23 protein-coding genes are annotated in these 17,896 nt (G+C 35.7%); 13 read left to right on the forward strand and 10 right to left on the reverse strand.

Annotated features, from left to right (window positions below):
* The 4 genes from ACXJIE_RS05825 to kdsA form a co-directional block, all read right to left on the reverse strand.
* On the reverse strand, positions 1-1,430 hold a 1,430-nt coding region (locus ACXJIE_RS05825), incomplete at its 3' end, for a cache domain-containing protein (protein ID WP_456480028.1).
* Positions 1,427-1,834, reverse strand: coding sequence for a transcription antitermination factor NusB (gene nusB, locus ACXJIE_RS05830; RefSeq protein WP_456480029.1), 408 nt, complete (start codon positions 1,832-1,834; stop codon positions 1,427-1,429). The genes nusB and ACXJIE_RS05825, both read right to left, overlap by 4 nt.
* A gap of 156 nt (positions 1,835-1,990) precedes the next feature.
* A complete protein-coding gene (gene ribH / locus ACXJIE_RS05835) occupies positions 1,991-2,458 on the reverse strand; it encodes a 6,7-dimethyl-8-ribityllumazine synthase (RefSeq protein WP_456480030.1) in 468 nt (155 codons plus the stop codon).
* Positions 2,455-3,255: a 3-deoxy-8-phosphooctulonate synthase gene (kdsA, locus tag ACXJIE_RS05840; RefSeq protein ID WP_456480031.1), complete on the reverse strand. Its 801-nt coding sequence runs from the start codon at positions 3,253-3,255 to the stop codon at positions 2,455-2,457. The genes ribH and kdsA overlap by 4 nt, the downstream gene beginning before the upstream one ends.
* A gap of 263 nt (positions 3,256-3,518) precedes the next feature.
* On the opposite strand from kdsA, the gene dapF reads away from it, so the two are divergent.
* From dapF to ACXJIE_RS05860, 4 genes are all read left to right on the forward strand, one after another.
* The gene (gene dapF / locus ACXJIE_RS05845; RefSeq protein ID WP_456480032.1) at positions 3,519-4,265 is read left to right on the forward strand and encodes a diaminopimelate epimerase; all 747 of its coding nucleotides are present in this window, start codon (positions 3,519-3,521) and stop codon (positions 4,263-4,265) included.
* A gap of 78 nt (positions 4,266-4,343) precedes the next feature.
* Complete coding sequence (gene tpx / locus ACXJIE_RS05850; protein WP_456480033.1) at positions 4,344-4,862, forward strand: thiol peroxidase; 519 nt, start codon at positions 4,344-4,346, stop codon at positions 4,860-4,862.
* Between the two features lie 88 nt (positions 4,863-4,950).
* Positions 4,951-5,367 carry a MarR family winged helix-turn-helix transcriptional regulator gene (locus tag ACXJIE_RS05855; protein WP_456480034.1) on the forward strand — a complete coding sequence of 139 codons (417 nt, stop codon included), beginning with the start codon at positions 4,951-4,953 and terminating at the stop codon, positions 5,365-5,367.
* A gap of 15 nt (positions 5,368-5,382) precedes the next feature.
* Entirely contained in the window at positions 5,383-6,204 is an 822-nt protein-coding gene (locus ACXJIE_RS05860; RefSeq protein ID WP_456480035.1) for a peptidylprolyl isomerase, read from the forward strand.
* On the opposite strand, the gene ACXJIE_RS05865 is transcribed toward ACXJIE_RS05860, so the two are convergent.
* From ACXJIE_RS05865 to hisF, 5 genes are read right to left on the reverse strand one after another with little or no spacing between them, the layout of a single operon-like run.
* Positions 6,179-6,514, reverse strand: coding sequence for a putative Se/S carrier-like protein (locus tag ACXJIE_RS05865; RefSeq protein ID WP_456480036.1), 336 nt, complete (start codon positions 6,512-6,514; stop codon positions 6,179-6,181). The two genes, ACXJIE_RS05860 and ACXJIE_RS05865, sit on opposite strands and share 26 nt — an antisense overlap.
* Before the next feature lie 10 nt (positions 6,515-6,524).
* Entirely contained in the window at positions 6,525-7,589 is a 1,065-nt protein-coding gene (rlmN, locus tag ACXJIE_RS05870) for a dual-specificity RNA methyltransferase RlmN (RefSeq protein WP_456480037.1), read from the reverse strand.
* Complete coding sequence (locus tag ACXJIE_RS05875) at positions 7,582-8,145, reverse strand: phosphorylase family protein (protein WP_456480038.1); 564 nt, start codon at positions 8,143-8,145, stop codon at positions 7,582-7,584. The genes rlmN and ACXJIE_RS05875 overlap by 8 nt, the downstream gene beginning before the upstream one ends.
* Before the next feature lie 31 nt (positions 8,146-8,176).
* Positions 8,177-8,608 (reverse strand): hypothetical protein, encoded by a 432-nt coding sequence (locus ACXJIE_RS05880; protein ID WP_456480039.1) that lies wholly within the window; start codon positions 8,606-8,608, stop codon positions 8,177-8,179.
* A 17-nt stretch (positions 8,609-8,625) separates the two neighbouring features.
* Positions 8,626-9,390 (reverse strand): imidazole glycerol phosphate synthase subunit HisF, encoded by a 765-nt coding sequence (gene hisF, locus ACXJIE_RS05885; protein WP_456480040.1) that lies wholly within the window; start codon positions 9,388-9,390, stop codon positions 8,626-8,628.
* A 40-nt stretch (positions 9,391-9,430) separates the two neighbouring features.
* Between hisF and rsmA the strand changes: the two genes are divergently transcribed.
* From rsmA to ACXJIE_RS05925, 8 genes are all read left to right on the forward strand, one after another.
* Positions 9,431-10,219, forward strand: a complete 789-nt coding sequence (rsmA, locus tag ACXJIE_RS05890) for a 16S rRNA (adenine(1518)-N(6)/adenine(1519)-N(6))-dimethyltransferase RsmA (protein ID WP_456480041.1) — start codon at positions 9,431-9,433, stop codon at positions 10,217-10,219.
* 20 nt (positions 10,220-10,239) lie between these two features.
* Positions 10,240-12,069, forward strand: a complete 1,830-nt coding sequence (locus ACXJIE_RS05895; protein WP_456480042.1) for a ribonuclease J — start codon at positions 10,240-10,242, stop codon at positions 12,067-12,069.
* A 74-nt stretch (positions 12,070-12,143) separates the two neighbouring features.
* Positions 12,144-12,389: an HP0495 family protein gene (locus ACXJIE_RS05900; RefSeq protein ID WP_456480043.1), complete on the forward strand. Its 246-nt coding sequence runs from the start codon at positions 12,144-12,146 to the stop codon at positions 12,387-12,389.
* Between the two features lie 26 nt (positions 12,390-12,415).
* On the forward strand, positions 12,416-12,940 hold the full coding sequence (locus tag ACXJIE_RS05905; protein WP_456480044.1) for a class I SAM-dependent methyltransferase: 525 nt from the start codon (positions 12,416-12,418) through the stop codon (positions 12,938-12,940).
* Between the two features lie 12 nt (positions 12,941-12,952).
* Entirely contained in the window at positions 12,953-13,927 is a 975-nt protein-coding gene (pyrC, locus tag ACXJIE_RS05910) for a dihydroorotase (protein ID WP_456480045.1), read from the forward strand.
* Positions 13,928-14,076: 149 nt separating this feature from the next.
* Complete coding sequence (locus tag ACXJIE_RS05915; RefSeq protein WP_456480046.1) at positions 14,077-16,188, forward strand: ribonucleoside triphosphate reductase; 2,112 nt, start codon at positions 14,077-14,079, stop codon at positions 16,186-16,188.
* A 61-nt stretch (positions 16,189-16,249) separates the two neighbouring features.
* Positions 16,250-16,402, forward strand: a complete 153-nt coding sequence (nrdD, locus tag ACXJIE_RS05920; protein ID WP_456480050.1) for an anaerobic ribonucleoside-triphosphate reductase — start codon at positions 16,250-16,252, stop codon at positions 16,400-16,402.
* Positions 16,396-17,073, forward strand: a complete 678-nt coding sequence (locus ACXJIE_RS05925; protein WP_456480047.1) for an anaerobic ribonucleoside-triphosphate reductase activating protein — start codon at positions 16,396-16,398, stop codon at positions 17,071-17,073. Before nrdD ends, ACXJIE_RS05925 begins: the two co-directional genes overlap by 7 nt.
* 12 nt (positions 17,074-17,085) lie before the next feature.
* Here the strand turns inward: ACXJIE_RS05925 and ACXJIE_RS05930 are convergent, their stop codons facing one another.
* A complete protein-coding gene (locus ACXJIE_RS05930) occupies positions 17,086-17,442 on the reverse strand; it encodes a DsrE/DsrF/TusD sulfur relay family protein (protein ID WP_456480048.1) in 357 nt (118 codons plus the stop codon).
* 96 nt (positions 17,443-17,538) lie between these two features.
* On the opposite strand from ACXJIE_RS05930, the gene ACXJIE_RS05935 reads away from it, so the two are divergent.
* Positions 17,539-17,886: an ArsR/SmtB family transcription factor gene (locus tag ACXJIE_RS05935; protein WP_456480049.1), complete on the forward strand. Its 348-nt coding sequence runs from the start codon at positions 17,539-17,541 to the stop codon at positions 17,884-17,886.
* The last annotated feature ends 10 nt before the right edge of the window (positions 17,887-17,896 follow it).

Raw genomic sequence — 17,896 nt, forward strand, 5'->3', positions numbered from 1 at the left:
ATATGTTTTAATTTTGCGGGAGTTTTTCCTATTACCGCATATTCGTCTCCGGAAAGTTTATAGGTAGGGGTGATTTTGTTTAAAAACCGTGCGAATTCCCTGATTATCCTGTCTCCCTCTTTTATTCCGAAGAAGTCGTTGATTTCTTTAAAATCGTCTATGTTTATTATCGCTATATAGTTGTCTTTTATATCATTTAAAAGTTTTTCCCTGTTCGGAAGGTTTGTTAAAGAATCTTTAAACATATTTTCAATTAATTGTTTTGTTTTTTTATGTACTTCATGCTGAAGATTTATATTTTGAGATTTTAACTGTATATTTTGATAGTTAATCTGTTTTTCATACTGATCTATTATTTCTTTTAAAATTTTGTTTTCATATCTTGTAATTAAAACGGCTATCAATATAATTATTAAAAACAGTATTGTGTATAAAACGAATATTTTTTTTATTTCACGGTTAAAGATTATTATTTTTTTATCTATTATTTCGTTTATGTCGTCTAAAAACACACTTGTAAAAATCAGCCAGTTGAAAGGTTTGTAAAGTTTTACGTAGGATATTTTCGGTCTGGTTATTTTGTCCGAATATTTGTAAAAGTAGTATTCTACAAACCCTTCGCCGGTGGTGTTGGCTATTTTTAAATACTGCTTTCTGTACTCTTTTCCTTTCGCGTCTTTTTTATCGTCGTCCAGAAATTTTCCGACCATAGCCGGTTTTACCGGAAGTGCCACCACTTTTGCAAAACGTTTTCCGCCTTTATAGTTTAATATTTCCGCTATGGATATGTATCCGTTGTTTTTCGCCCCGAATCTTATGTTGGAGATAACCTTTATAACCGTTTTTTTGATAATATCGTCTATCTCTTTTTGATAAAGACAGGTTGTAAGAAGGTATTTGCCGTCTATTAGGTGTTGAAAAGTGATTTTTTTTCCGAGGCTTGTTTTATGCACGAAAAAAATATCGTTTTTATGTTTTAGCAAAAGTTTTTTTATAAGTTTAAGACGTTTTGTTTTGTTATAATCTTTTAGGTGTGTAAACAGCGGGTTAGCGTTTATATCGCTGAGCGTTATGTGTATTAGAGGATATGTTTCGGAATATTCGTTTAAAACGGTTTTCCAGCCGTTTGCCGGAAGTTTGTTTATTATGTCGGATAACAGGAAATTTGTTTTTTTTAATTCGTAAAGCATTTCTTTCATTTTATCGTTTTTAATAGTTTTTATGAAATTTATTAAATTGTTAATCTGGTTTTTCATTAACATTTTCTGATTGTTTATGTAAGTAGTTTTTATATTTTTTATTTCTTCGTTAAGTTTTTCATGCATAATACAATATGTAAGAGTATATGTGGATACCGCAAGAAAAAACAGTAAAATAAAAATAGAAAAGTTATTATATTTAAGTATTTTCTTTTTTAACGATTCAATCATTTATTCATTTTTTCCTTTGCCACTCTGTCAAGAATTCCGTTTATAAAACTTTTGGATTTGTCTTCAGAGAAGTTTTTTGCAATTTTTACCGCTTCGTCTATAACTATCTGATAGGGCGTATCGGTATATAGCAATTCGTAAATCCCGATTCTTAAAATCTGTTTGTCCACTTTGTCGAGTCTTTCGAAATCCCAGTCGATTAAATGGTTTTTTATTATAACGTCAATTTCTTTTAAATTATTTAAAACGCCGGTTAAAAGTTTTTTTGCAAATTCCGCCTTTTGAGCTTTGATTTTTTTCTCTTTTAAAATTTCTTCGAACTGTTCAATCGCCTGGTCGTTTCCCATTTCCTGCGCATAAAGCGTTTGAAGCACCGCTTCTCTTGCATGTGTTATCGTTGCCATTATTTCCTCCGGATTTAAAATTGTCACCGCCTATATTAAATTATATCGGCGGAGATGTTGTTTTTTTCAGTAAGGCGGAGTTGAAAAATATTTTACAATTTTAAAATCTCCGCTTTTTTAATATTATACTTAATATATATCGTTTTTGTTAAGTTTTTATACCAGCGCCTTATACAAGTTTATCATTTCTATAAGTCCGAGCATCGCCTCAAAACCTTTGTTTCCCGCTTTTGTACCTGCTCTTTCGATGGCCTGTTCGATGGTGTCTGTTGTCAAAAGACCGAATGTTACCGGAATGTCGGATTGAAGGGTGGTGTTTGCTATTCCTTTTGTGGCTTCGGCCGCAACGTAATCGAAATGAGGGGTGGCGCCTCTGATTACGGCTCCTACGCATACGATACCGTCGTATTTTTCCGTTTTAACGGCTCTTTTAAGCGCGAAAGGAAGTTCGAAGGCGCCCGGAACCAAAATAAGTTCGAGGTTTTCTTCTTTCCCTCCGTTTCTCAAAAATGCGTCTTTCGCCCCTTCTACGAGTCTGTCCGTAATCAGGTGATTAAACCTGCTCGCTATTATCGCGATTTTTTCATTTCCCGAAAGCTGAAGATTTCCTTCTATAACGTTCATTTATTCTCCTTTGTGCATTTGTTTATACATTCTATATCTTTTAAGGTTTTTTCCAATGTTTCAGGCGTAATCATATTAGGTCCGTCGCTTAACGCGCTGTCGGGGTCGTAGTGCGTTTCAAAAAAGAAGCCGTCTATTCCCACAGCCGCGGCAGCCCTGCTTAAAACGGGAACATATTCCCTTTTTCCGCCGCTTTTTCCTGCGGCGCCCCCGGGCATTTGAACGGAATGTGTCGCATCGAATATCACAGGGGCGAACTCTCTCATAATGTATAAACTTCTCATATCCACAACAAGGTTTCCGTATCCGAAAGTGGTTCCTCTTTCAGTCAGCCAGACCCTGTGTTTTTTTGAATTTTCAAAAGTGGGTTGATCACATCCTCTTGTTTTTAAAATCTTTAAAACCGAATATTTCATATCGGCGGGATTCATAAACTGTCCCTTTTTTATATTTACGATTTTATCGGTTTTCGCAGCTTCTGTTAAAAGATCCGTTTGTCTGCACAAAAAAGCCGGAATTTGCAATACGTCGACAATTTCGGCGGCTTTTTTAACCTGTGACGTTTCGTGAATGTCGGTTAAAAGTTTGTATCCGAATTTTTCTTTCACTTCGCCGAGGATTTCAAGCCCCTTGTCGATTCCGGGACCCCGGTAGCTTTCTAAGGATGTTCTGTTTGCTTTGTCGAAACTCGCCTTAAAATAAAAATCGTATTTTTCACTGTACGGTTTTAAATATTCGGCTATTTTAAAGATCTGTTTTTTGCTTTCTATCACGCAGGGACCTGCTATTAATATCATATTTTTCCTTTTTTAGTATAATTATATCAAATGGAGATAAAACGTTGGGACTGAACATAAAATGGCACTGACTAAATGCGTTCAACAAGAGTGCATTTTTTTTTAACGCTTTTTCTCCGTTAAAATTTGCAATTGTTTCACTTTATTTAGTCAATGCCCATAAAATTAACGATATGAATTACCATGGGCAGAACGGTGAATTTAAATATAAAATATAAAATAGGCTGGTTTTAAAATAAAAATAAATTTTTAAAGGTTTTTAAATGATTGTAAGTAAGTACAGCGCAAGCGGGAACGATTTTGTAATTTTTCATACGTTTGCAAAAAAAGACAGAAGCGAGGTTGCAAAAAAACTGTGCGAAAGGCAAAACGGAATAGGTGCCGACGGACTGATAGTTCTGCTGCCTCATGAAAAGTACGATTTTGAATGGCAGTTTTACAATTCCGACGGAAGCGAGGCGGAAATGTGCGGAAACGGAAGCAGGGCGGCCGCTCATTACGCTTTCGTAAACGGACTGGCTTGCAGAAAAATGAAATTTTTAACTCTTGCGGGTGTGATTGAAGCCGAGGTGGAAAACGACGTTGTGGAATCAATGCTAAGCCCTTATAAGCTCGTAAAAGACGAGTTCGAAGAGGAGGGGAGGGTATGGAAAATATACGATACCGGAGTACCCCACTTGGTTACGCTCGGCAAAATTGACGATTATGACAAAAAGTTAGCTGAGAAAATGAGGTACAAATATAATGCTAACGTCAATTTTGCGGAAGTTAAAAACGGAAACCTTTATGTAAGAACGTATGAAAGGGGAGTGGAGGACGAAACACTCGCATGCGGTACGGGAATGTGCGCTTCTTTTCTGGTTGCAAAAGATTTGAATTTGGTGGGTGATAACGTAACAGTTTATCCTAAAAGTAAAGAAGAACTGCAAATAAAATTAAAAAACGGCAGACTTTATTTTAAAGGAAAAGTAAAAAACACTTTTACGGCAAATATATGTAACGAATTGTAACACTTTATAATAAAGGATAAAAATACTCTTTTTTATTTCTTTCTTTTCTGTTATACTTCAATAAAAAAAGGATTAAAAATGCCAACTTTGACAAAATTAAAAGGAAACGACGTAGCTCTTTACGGAAATCAGGTGAATGTGGGGGATAATGCTCCGGTTGTTACTTTACCGAACAGTGCGCTTGAAGAAGTTACAATAGGCGGTGCTAAGGATAAAGCCCAGTTAATCGTTGCGGTTCCGAGTCTTGATACTCCTGTATGTGCGATGGAAACGACTAAATTCAACAATCAGGCGGCCGGTGTTGAAGGTGCCACAGTATATGTAGTGTCTATGGATCTGCCGTTTGCGGCTAAAAGATTCTGTTCTACGGAGGGAATTGAAAACCTTCAGGTGCTCAGTGATTTCAGGGATAAATGTTTTTCCGCCGCATACGGAACGTTAATAGCTGAGGGAGCGTTAAGGGGACTTAGCGCAAGGGCTATTTTTGTTATCGGAAAAGACGGAAAAATAGCATATAAAGAATTGGTGGATGAAATTACGGCAGAGCCGGATTACGACGCCGCATTGAAAGCCCTTAAAAAAGCTGCGGCTGAATAACTCTCTTTTTTCTCTCCTTTGTTTAAATACCACTTGACTTAATTAATTACACTTGCAATAATTGCGTAATCAATTTAAAGGATATTTGATGCAGTATAATAAAGAGACATCCGTTGGTTACGCATTGACGACTACATTGAATCTTCTTAGAAAAAACTTTAACAGGGAAATTAAAGAGTTCGGTTTAAGTTCGGAACAGTACGGTGTATTAAAACTCGTTTTCGATTTAAAAAAACTGACTCCTACACAAATATCCGAACTTCTTAACAGAGACAAGGCTACAATAACAAGAATTATAAAATCGCTTGAGGGTAAAAAACTGATAAAAAAAGAAAATATAAACAATCGCTCTTTTTATATAAAGCTGACGCGAAACGGTGAGAAGATGTTGAAAAAAGCAGACGAAATTGCAATAAAATACCATAAAATGATTATGGAAAACGTTGGGGAAAAAAATATAAAACAGATGCTTGAAACGCTTTCTAAAATAAGGGAAATTTTTTAATAACAAAGGAAATTAATGAAAAAAATAATTTATATATTAGGTCTGTCTATTATGCTTAACGCCGAAATATTAGATGAAATAATAGCGAGCGTCAATAATATACCGGTGACTTCTTATGAGGTGGAACAGCTTTCTAAACGAGGCGGCATTTCAAAGAAAAAGGCTTTAGAGTATTTACTTGATCAAAAGCTGATTCAAAGTGAAATAAAAAAAAGAGGTATAAACGTTGACGATTTTGAAATTGAAAACGCCATGGAAAAAATTGCAAAACAAAACGGGTTGAGTCTGTTCGAATTCAAAAACATTTTAATGCAAAAAGGTGAGTATAAACATTTTAAAGAAAGTGTAAAAAACAACCTGCTTAAAGAGAAACTTTTTTCACAGATAGTCCAGACCAAGCTGAACGTGACACCTGATGAGGTTTCAACTTATTACAATAATCACAAAGACGATTTTAAAATTTTTAATACCGTGCAGGTAACTAAATACAGCGCCAACAATAAAACGGTTTTAAAGGATATTCAAAAAAACCCTTTGTCCAATGTAAAGGTTAAAGCCGAAACGAAAGTTTATTCATATAACGAACTTCCTTTGTCTCTTTTGTTTCTTTTCAAACAGACAAAGGAAGGGGAGTATACACCCATTTTAAATGATGGGTTAGGGTACAGTATGTATTATATTGCGAGGAAAGACGGCTTGGCATACATTCCTTTTGATAAAGTTAAAAACGCCGTTGCTAATAAAATAGCGGCGCAGAAAAGGGAAATGATACTCAAAGACTATTTTAATAAACTAAAAAACAGGGCTTATATTAAATTTTACATGAAGAACTATTAATGTTTCCTTCTATTTTTTTAAATCTTTTTTCATAAACCCATATTTCAAAATTTATGTTTTTTTCCTTCAGAATTTTTTTTATTTTTTCTTTTTCGGTAGTTAATATGGACACTCCGCATTCTTTAAATATACCGTCGGGAGTGGGGATTGATTTTATATTGTGTTTTTTCAGCAGCTTTTCCGCTTTGAGTCCCGTGGGAATGTCTTCAAAATGGAAATAATAATATTTGTTAAGATCATCCGTAAATCTGTAAATGATTTCTTTTATGTGAAGTCTGATTCCGGCTGGTAAATATTTAAGCTCCGCCATTATACATCCTTTATTTGTTGATTTCTTTTTCCCTTAACTGTCCGCAGGCAGCGGAAATATCCATTCCTTTGCTTTTCCTTATTGTACAGAGTATTCCTTTGTTAATTAAGTAATTCTGAAATTGTTTCATGGTTTCGTCGTCGGGTCTTTGAAAATCCGTTCCGGGATACGGATTAAAATAAATCAGATTTACCTTGCTTGGAATACCGTTTAAAAGTTTTACGAGTTTTTTCGCAGATCCGATATCGTCGTTCACGTTTTTTATTACTAAATATTCAAACATTACTTTTTTTCTTTTGTCTATTGGAAATTCTCTGATTGCTTCAATGACGCTTTGTATGTTATAAGCTTTGTTTAATGGTATTAACTGCTCTCTTAGTTCATCGTCCACCGCATGGAGGGAAATGGCAAGGTTTACACCGAGATTTTCGTTTCCTAATTTTTTTATTTTAGGTGCTATTCCCGAAGTTGAAACCGTCTGTCTTCTTGTTGCGATATTCATACCGTCGGGATTTGCTATTATTTTAACAGCTTTAATAAGATTGTCATAATTGTCAAGAGGCTCTCCCATACCCATATATACGATATTAAGCGCTTTGTTTTCGTCGAATTTTTTAAATTTTTTCATCCACCATACCTGCGCCGCAATTTCTCCGGCGCTTAAGTTTCTTACGAATCCGCCTTTTGCTGTCAGACAAAAAGCGCAACCCACCTTACATCCCACTTGGGTCGATACGCATACCGTATATTTAGCCTCTTTTATTTTACCGTTTTTAACTTCTTCGTCCTTCATTTTTATAAGCACCGTTTCAACGGTATGGTTATCGTTCATTTTAAAAAGAAATTTTTCCGTTTCGTCATGTGAAATTTCATGGTTTACAAGCTCGAGAGGATTTATGATAAATTTTTTTTCCAGTTCTTCTTTCAGGTTTTTAGGAATGTTTTTCATATCTTCAAAATTATCTACATATTTTCTGTATACCCAGTTATAAAGCTGTTTAATTCTGAATTTCGGTTCTATTCCCATTTTTAGGAGCTCTTCCGGGAGGTAATCCATAAATATTTTTTTATCCATTTATTTCCTTTATAATTTTTTTATCTAAAAGTCTTTGAATAAGAAGTTCTTTTGCTTTTTTTATGTTCGATAAATACTCTTTGTGGGCTTGGCTGTGGCAGTAATTTGTAATTACAAATATACCGAAAGCCGGAATTTCGAATTCTTTTGCCACGCTCATTACGGAATAAAATTCCATATTTTCAATTTCAACGTTTAATTTCAGATATCGTTTTGCAATATTTTCATTTGTTGTTATGTAATTGGAGGAATTTACTATTGTTTCACGGGAAACGTCTTTTGCAAAAGTTATTATATTCTCAATCGGCGTGTAACAGTTTTTTTCAAAAAAACAGTTTTCTATATTGCTTGCGCTTTTACTTTCGATTATGTCAAAAATTTTCTTATTGCCGTAACTTCCGGCGGTTCCCACAAAAATTAAATAATCCGGTTTTTCGAACAGGCATAATCTTGTAAGGTTGATTGCGCTGTTTATTAAACCGATACCTACAGGAACTGCAAAATCAAATATTTCTTCATTTCCTGAACTGATTATAACTATTTTTTTGTTTCCCATTTTTTTCCGTTAAAGTTTTGTTTCACGTGAATCACTTGCAATCAAGCGATATTTTATATTTAAGTTTTATTGTTTTCGGTTTTAATATGATTTTTTCTTCATCAGGCGTTAAAAAAACAAGTTTTTTTATTTTACATGTTTTGTAAACCTGTTTTGTTTTATTAATTATATTATATTGAATTTTGTCAAAATCAATTTTTGAAAATTTTATTGTTTTAAATTTAGCATCCTCAGGCGCATAAAACTTATTATCAAGCCACATATTTATCTGATCAATATTTCCGTATAAAATATATCCGTCATTGGTTTTGATATAAGAAAAAGGAAAGGTCAATCCGTCTTTTTTTGTAACTATTTTTATCGCTTCTTTTTGTGGAACAACATATTGTGTGTAAACCTTAGTATATTCCACTTCAAAAGCAAACAGTAAAGTAGCGGATATTAAAAATAAAACAATTCTCAATTTTCCATTCTCCATTCTTAATTAATTCTGACACTTATGCCGTTGTTTTTTAAATACCGTTTAAGATCCATAATATCTATTTCCCTGAAATGAAAAATGCTTGCCGCTAATGCCGCATCGGCGGAGTGTTCGAAAACTTCTTTGAAATGTTCCGTTTTTCCCGCGCCGCCGCTTGCAATTACAGGGACGTGTACAAGTTTTGAAATAATTTCCGTTATTTCTATATCGAATCCCGCTTTTGTGCCGTCGGTATCCATTGATGTCAGAAGTATTTCTCCCGCGCCTCTGTCAACAACTTCTTTTGCCCATTCAATGGCGTCAATTCCGGTATCTTCACGCCCGCCTTTTATAAATACGTTCCATTTCCCAGGAGCCGTTTTTTTTACGTCGATTGCCACGACTATGCACTGGCTTCCGAATCTTTTACTTGATTCATTGATAAATTCCGGATTTTTAACGGCTGCTGAATTGATTGAAACTTTGTCGCATCCCACGTTTAACAGGTTGTAAATGTCGTTTAATTCGCTGATTCCTCCGCCTACCGTCAAAGGTATAAAAACTTCCTTTGCAACCTCTTTTACGATATCGACTATAGGTTTTCTGTCTTCGTGGCTTGCCGTTATATCAAGAAAAGTCAGCTCGTCGGCGCCTTCTTCGTTATATCTTACGGCGGCTTCTACAGGGTCGCCCGCATCCCTTAAACCCACAAAATTCACACCTTTTACAACCCTGCCGTCCTTTACGTCAAGACACGGGATTATTCTTTTTGCAAAATAGTCCATTCATTTCCTTTATTAATCTGTACCTTTTATTTTCTCTTATATGTTTTTTGTTATAATTTTATCAAACTATTTACATTTAGTAAAAGGATATGATATAATCAACGCGAAAAAAAAATTCGGGCAAAATTTTTTAAAAGACAGACATTATTTGGAAAAGATCGTCGAAGCGATGCCCAATACGGATAACTTGGTCGTGGAAATTGGGCCTGGCTTAGGCGATTTGACAGAAAAGCTGCTGGAAAAAAGAAGAGTGACAGCTTATGAAATAGATAAGGATTTATGTGAAATTTTAAAAAAGAAATTTCCAAATCTAAACTTGAAATGTGGTGACGTATTGGAGTTTTGGCAAGAAACTCTGGAAAATGAAAAGTATGATTTAATTGCAAATTTACCTTATTATATTGCAACGAACATTATTTTAAAAGCACTGAAAGATAAAAATGCAAAAAACATACTTGTTTTAATTCAAAAAGAAGTTGCAGATAAATTTTCTGCAAAAGCGGGGGATAAAAATTACTCATCTTTGGCTATATTGGCGCAAAGCGTGGCAAAGGTGAAAAAACTGTTCGATATACCTCCCGGTGCGTTTGTACCTGCGCCGAAGGTAACGAGCAGCGTAATACTTTTTGAAAAATTTGAAAACTCTTTTGACGAGGAGTTTGCAAAATTTTTAAAAGTCGCTTTTGCAAATCCGAGAAAAACACTGAAAAAAAATTTATCTGCAATTTATAAAGACTTTGATCCCGAACGGTTCGGACTTGCCAAAAACATAAGACCCCATCAAGTCGAAGGCTCTGCTTTTTTCCGGCTCTTTTCTGATGTCCGCTAAGGCAAAAGAAAGGAGAATAAATGGAAGAAAAAAACCAAAAAGCCGTTGTTAAAACAAAAAAGAGCTTTCAACAGAAAAAAATGGATCCGAAAAATTTCGTATGGTTTAAAGATCTAAACAAAGCTTTTAACGAAAACGAAAAGATTCAGCAGGCGAGGCTGAATTCACATTCAAAAATAGACAGCAATGCCAAAGGATGGGTTAGGTTCACGCCTCTCGGAGGACTTGATGAAATCGGCGGTAACTGTGCGGTGCTTGAAACCGAAAACAGTGCGGTAATTATAGACTGCGGAATGAGTTTTCCAAATGAGGATATGCACGGTGTTGATATATTGATACCGGATTTCAGTTATCTCAGGGAGATAAGACATAAAATCAAAGGTCTTATCATTACTCACGGACATGAGGACCATATAGGTGCGGTGCCGTATCTTTTTAAGGAAATGCAGTTTCCGATTTACGGAACGAGCCTTCCGCTTGCAATGATAGAAAACAAATTTAAAGAACATAAATTACTTCAATATAAAAGCTATTTCAGAAGCGTTAAAAAACGCCATCCGATTCAAATAGGGGATTTTAAAATAGAGTGGATTCACATGACGCACTCTATTATCGACAGCTCGTCACTTGCAATTCAAACACCCGTGGGAACGATTATCCATACGGGGGATTTTAAAATAGACCACACACCGATAGACGGATACGCACCTGATCTGCACAGATTTGCGTATTACGGCGAAAAGGGTGTTTTAGCGCTTTTCAGCGATTCTACTAACTCTTATAAACCGGGTGTTACGCCGAGTGAAAGTGTGGTGGGAAATACGTTTGACAATCTCTTCCTTAAAGCCAAAGGAAGGGTGATAATGTCCACATTCTCATCAAATATCCACAGGGTTTACCAGGCGATAGAAAGAGGTATCAAATACGGAAGAAAAGTTTGTATCATCGGAAGAAGTATGGAACAAAACCTGAATGTGGCGATGGATTTAGGGTATATCAAGCTTCCTCGCGATATATTTATAGACCCGTATGAAATAGGCAAATATGAAGACGGGGAAATTTTAATCGTAACAACAGGAAGCCAGGGCGAGAGTATGAGCGCTCTATATAGGATGGCTATTGATGAACACAGACACGTTAAAATAAAAGAAGGCGATCAGATAGTAATCAGTGCAAAGGCAATTCCGGGAAACGAGCCGACAGTATCCCAGCTTATAAACTTTTTAATGAAAAAAGGCGCAAAAGTGGCTTATCAGGATTTCAGTGAAATCCACGTATCCGGCCATGCCGCTCAGGAAGAACAAAAACTGATGCTAAGACTTGTAAAACCGAAATACTTCTTCCCTGTTCACGGGGAATATAACCATTTAATGAAACACAGAGAAACGGCTATGAGCGTCGGAATAGATGAAAACAGTATATTTGTAATGGAAGACGGGGAACAGTGGGAAATAACACCTAAAAGAGTCAGAAAAGTTAAAAGTGTGAAAGTAGGTAAAGTTTATATAGATAACCAGAAAAATGAAAAAATAGAAACGGATATAGTACTTGACAGACAAAAACTCGCAAACGAGGGTATTATAATGATTGTTGCCCAGATTGACAAACAGAAGAAAAAACTTATCTCTCGCCCGCGTGTCACCACTTACGGAATAATAGCTGACAAAGAGGACAAAAATTTTGCAAAAGAGATGGAAGATATTTTAATCAATTACATAGAACACGCAAAGGATTACGTATACGAAAAAACAAGGATTTTCGAAAACGAACTCAGAAACGTAATAAGAAAACATGTATTCAGAAAAACAAAAAAATATCCTACGATTGTTCCGGTGGTTTACTTTATGTAAACCAACTTTTCTTAACTTTTCCTTAAAAATTTGATATAATATTAAATAATATATAAGTTTTAAGGAGGATAGTTATGTCTGAAGAAAAAAAAATAGAATATCCGAGAATGTGGGGATTCAGAATAATCGGCGAAGATAAGGAAAAAATGAGAGCTGCCGTCAAAGAATGCATTCACAACCAGGAATGTAAAGTGGAAGACAACAGATCTCACGGCAAATACCATTCCCAGAAGTTTGACGTTTACGTAACCAGTGAGGAGGAGAGAAACGAATTTTTTAAAAGACTTCAAGAACATAAGGACATAAAATTCGTTCTGTAAAGTTTTATAACCGACACGCTTGTGATTTGGCTGAAAAGTACGATAATGCGAAAATGGAAGCGTTTTATAATTTTATAAGCCCGTATTTAAAAGGTGAAAGGTTACTCGATATAGGCTGCGGAAGCGGTAGGGATATCGGATTTTATCTTCAAAAAGGGTTTAATGTAACCGGGGTTGACCCTGCCGTTAAATTTTTAAAAATATGCAAATTGAAATATCCGAATCTTAAATTTTATAATTCTTCTCTTCCGGATCTAAAACTTCCCGTTAAAAACTTTGATGTAATTACTCTTACAGCCGTTTGGATGCATATTTCAAGAATATTTTATACTTATTCCGTAAAGTCGCTTAAAAAATATCTAAATAAAAACGGAATGGTAATTCTCAGTTACTCTACTGATAAAAGAGAAGGGTTTTCGTATATAAACCCGAGATTCATACAAAGAAAATTTTTGGAAAACGGGTTTGTTAAAATGAAAGAAAATTTTTCATATGATGCGATGGACAGGGATGTGAAATGGGTGACTCAAATATATGCTAAAATTACATAAAAAAGGCTGATAATGATTATTTTAAACACTCCTATAGATATGCATCTGCATCTGCGTGAAGGCAAGATGCTGCGTGATGTTATACCTTACACTTACAATCAGTTTGCCGCAGCGGTTGTTATGCCTAATCTGGTTCCCCCGGTTGACAATATAGACAGGCTTTTAAGCTATAAAGAGGAAATTTTACAAAACAGTGAGAATTTTACGCCTCTTATGAATCTTTTTATGAGAAATTATACAAAAGATGAGCTGGAACTTCTAAAAGACGAAATATTTGCGGTAAAACTTTATCCGGCCGGAATTACGACAAACAGCGAAGCCGGTGTTAAATCGATAGAAAACGTTTATCCGGTGCTTGAAATTATGCAGGAACTCGAAATTCCTCTATCGGTGCACGGGGAAACGAACGGGTTTGTGCTTGATAGAGAAAGAGAATTTGCCGTAGTTTATGAAAAACTCGCACGCGATTTTCCGAATCTTAAAATTATAATGGAACATATTTCAACCTATAACCTTGTGGAACTGTTGGATAAATATAACAACCTTTATGCGACGGTTACCCTTCATCATCTTCTTTTGACGCTTGACGATTTAATCGGAGGCAGTTTAAATCCCCATAATTTCTGTAAACCGGTTGTAAAAACACCGAAAGACAGGGATGCGTTGCAGGAGATTGTAAAATCGGGACATAAAAAGGTGATGTTCGGAAGCGACAGCGCTCCGCATTCTATTGTAAATAAATTAAAAGGGGCGGCGGGGCTTTTCAGCGCTCCTATTATACTTCCGGCGTTAGCTGAATTTTTTGATGGTGACAGTGCTACGTTCCAAAAGTTTATAAGCGACAACGCCAAAGAAAATTTCAATTTAAACATTCCCGAAAGAGAAGTGGTTCTTGTCGAAGAGGAATATATCGCACCTCAGATGGTCGGGGAAGTTAAACCTATGTTCGCCGGTAAAAGATTTTCTTATAAAGTAAAAAATTTTTAAAATTTTTTTCTTCTCTTTTTCTCCCGTAAATAGGATAAAAAAGTCTTATTAAGATAAAAATACTCCCGAAATCTCGGCCTTTTTTTAAGGATTAATTAAGAAAAAAGGATATATAATTCCGATTAAGAACAATCAAGCAGGGAGAATAAATGAAAAAAGTTATAAAAAGAGACGGCTCAATCCAAAACTATTTTCCTTATAAAATAGAAGACGCCGTAAGAAAGGCATTTGACGCTACAAATGTTAAGTACGACCCGTTGGTTTTTGAAGAAGTAATTAAACAGATTCAAAAAATTGATATGCCCGAAGTTGAATATATCCAGGATTTGATAGAACATTCGCTTTACAGACACGGATATTTCGACGTTATGAAAAATTTTATGCTTTACAGGCATTTGCATAAACTGCAGCGTGAAAACCTGCTCGATAAGGAAGCGACGTATATAAACTGCAATACCACAATTGACGAATATATTTCCAAACAGGACTGGAGGATTAATGCCAATTCAAATACGGGATATTCCCATGCGGGTCTTATTAACAATACGGCGGGAAAAGTAATTGCAAACTACTGGCTTGACAAAGTGTATTCTCCCGCCGAAGGAAGGGCTCACAGGGACGGGGATTATCATATTCACGATCTTGACTGTCTCGCACCTTATTGTGCCGGATGGAGTTTAAGAAACCTTTTAAATGAAGGATTTAACGGCGTAAGGGGGCGTGTCGAATCAAAGCCGCCCGCTCATTTCAGAAGTGCACTCGGACAGATGGCGAATTTTCTCGGAATTCTTCAGAGCGAATGGGCCGGGGCTCAGGCGTTCAGCAGTTTTGATACGTATCTTGCCCCGTATGTGTTTAAAGACAGACTCTCTTACAATGAAATTAAAGAAGCTATCGAAAGTTTCGTGTATAATTTAAACGTGCCGGCGCGTTGGGGACAGAGCCCTTTTACGAATATTACAATCGATTTTACCGTTCCGGACGATCTTAAAGATCAGATTCCCACCCGCAACAACAAACACCTTTTTGAAGGTATTGAAGATGAGGAACTTCTTAAAAGGCTTCAGAAAAGAAACTCACAAATTAAAAAACTGACCGATGCGACATATAAAGATTTCGAACCCGAAATGCAGGAAATCATTAAGGCGTTTTACGAAGTTATGACAAAAGGCGATGCGATAGGGCAGCCTTTTACGTTTCCTATTCCCACGGTAAACATTACCGAAGATTTTGACTGGGACAGTGAAGCGGCGCAGGCTCTGTGGGAAAACACGGCAAGGATAGGCAGCAGTTATTTTCAGAATTTTATAGGAAGCCAGTATATTATAGATGAAAACGGAAACAAAATCAGGAATCCGAACGCTTACGAGCCGGGTGCCGTAAGAAGTATGTGCTGCCGGTTACAGCTTGATTTGAGAGAGCTGTTAAAAAGAGGCGGAGGGCTTTTCGGAAGTGCTGAGATGACGGGAAGCATAGGGGTTGTAACCATCAATATGGCAAGGCTCGGATATCTTTACAAAGGCGATAAGGAAGCAATGCTCGAAAGGCTTGCCGAGCTTATGGATCTTGCCAAATCCACGCTTGAGAAGAAAAGAAAATTCGTTCAGGAAATGTATGACAGAGGTCTTTATCCTTATACAAAAAGATACCTTCCCGGCTTTAACAACCACTTCTCAACCATCGGTGTAAACGGAATGAACGAAATGATAAGAAACTTTACAAACGACAGGGAAAACATTGCAACAAAGTGGGGAGTGAAATTTGCAAAAGAGATTCTTGAATTTATGAGGGAAAGATTAAAAAAATATCAGGAAGAAACGGGTAATCTGTATAATCTTGAGGCAACACCGGCGGAAGGAACAACTTACAGATTTGCAAAAGAAGACAAAAAAAGATTTCCGAATATCATTCAGGCGGGATTTGACGACGCCCCTTATTATACGAACTCAACCCAGCTGCCGGCGGATTATACGGACGATCCTTTTGAAGCTCTTGAACTTCAGGATGATTTGCAGACTTTATATACCGGAGGTACGGTGCTTCATCTTTATATGAGCGAAAAGTTAAGCTCGCCCGAAGCCGCCAAAAGGCTTGTAAAAAAAGCAATAAGCAATTTCAGGTTGCCTTATATATCCATCACACCTGTATTTTCGGTATGTCCTAAACACGGATACATTGCCGGCGAGCATGAATACTGTCCTTACTGTGATGCGGAACTGCTTGAAAAAATTGAAAAAGGTGAAATAAATATTGACGATTAAAACGAATTGTAAAACTTTTTGTGCAAAAAACATTAAAGGAGTGGAAATGGAAGTAAAAGAAATGAGTAAAGAGGAAATTTTGGAAAAACTTAAAGACAAAAGAAAAAAATGTATGGTTTATACAAGGGTTATGGGCTATCACAGACCTGTTGAAAGTTTCAATATCGGGAAAAAAGCCGAACATAAAGAAAGAAAATATTTTAAAGAATGTTAGGCATATATTCTGTTCAAAAATTTTCAACGTTAGATTTTCCGGGAAGGCTTTGTGCAATTTTATGGTTTAGCGGGTGTAATATGCGCTGTCCGTATTGCTACAATAAAGACGTTGTTTTCGGTCAAAAACAGATAGAAGAAGACGAGGTGCTAAAATTTCTTAAAAAGCGCGTAGGACTGCTTGACGGGGTGAGTTTTACGGGCGGGGAAGCTACGCTTTACAAAAACCTGGTATCTTTTAGCAGAAAAATCAAAGAGATGGGTTTTGAAATCAAACTCGACACCAACGGACTGAATTTTGACACTGTCAAACAGATGGTTGATGAAAACCTTGTTGATTATATCGCGCTTGATTTTAAAGCCCCTCCCGGAAAATTCGAAACCGTTACCAAAAACAAACATTTCGATAAATACGAAAAAACACTCGATTTTTTGATAGGTTCGGATGTGGAATTTGAAGTGCGCACAACGGTTCATACCGATTTACTTGATGAAAACGACATAAACGAAATAATAAAAATACTTCGCAATAAAGGCTACAAAGGCACTTATTACCTTCAAAACTACTTCAAAACCGATAAAGAGACACTCGGAAACATAGGACCCCAAAAAAGAAAACTCGATATTTCAAAAATAATCGATTTAATACCTGTGGAATTCAGGAATTTTTAAAAGGTAGAGAAATTAAAAGGTTAAAACTTTATCGCATTCCTCCACCCATTCGGCAAGTTCTTTCATTGTAGCTTTTATATTGTCTACAAAATAAGGCTGATTTTTATAGATTCCACATCTTGCCTGACAAGTTCCGCAAACTTTTAATTTTACACCGTTTTGATACATTTCTTTAAGCATTGCTACCAAATCGGTATCATAACTATCAGGTTTTTTGTAACATTCCCTTGCCATATCAACCGAATCATTCATTAAAAAGATTCTTATATCATTGCCGTTTTCAAATAATGTTTTTGCAAGTCTAAGTCCGTTCCATGTAATATCGCTTCCATCATATGGTTCATGATTAAAAATAAAAAGAATTTTCATACAAAACTCCTTCTTGTTTAATGTTTAGGTATTTAGCTATTTTGCTAAATACGAATGATATAGTATAATTAATTAAAAAAATTGTCAAGGATTATTATGCTTACAATTGAAGATAAAGTCAGAGCATTTAAAGCATTAGGACATAAAACGAGGTTTGAAATATTTATAAATATTTTAAAAGCGCCTTATGTATGTGGAATAAATAATAAAGTAAAAAAAGATGATATTATTGCTCAGGCTACCTGTGTAGGTGTAATAGCTGAGAGGTTTAATTATTCTTTGCCGACTATTTCAAGACATATCAAAGAATTAAAAGAAGCAAAATTAATAAATATGTATAAAGAAGGAAATAGAATTTTTTTAGAGCCAAATATGGAAGTTGTAAAAGAATTAAGCGAATGTTTTGATTCTATTGTAAGAGGTGAAAGAAATGAATCTGTTTGATTTATATTAT

The organism is Nautilia sp. (genome assembly GCF_053994455.1).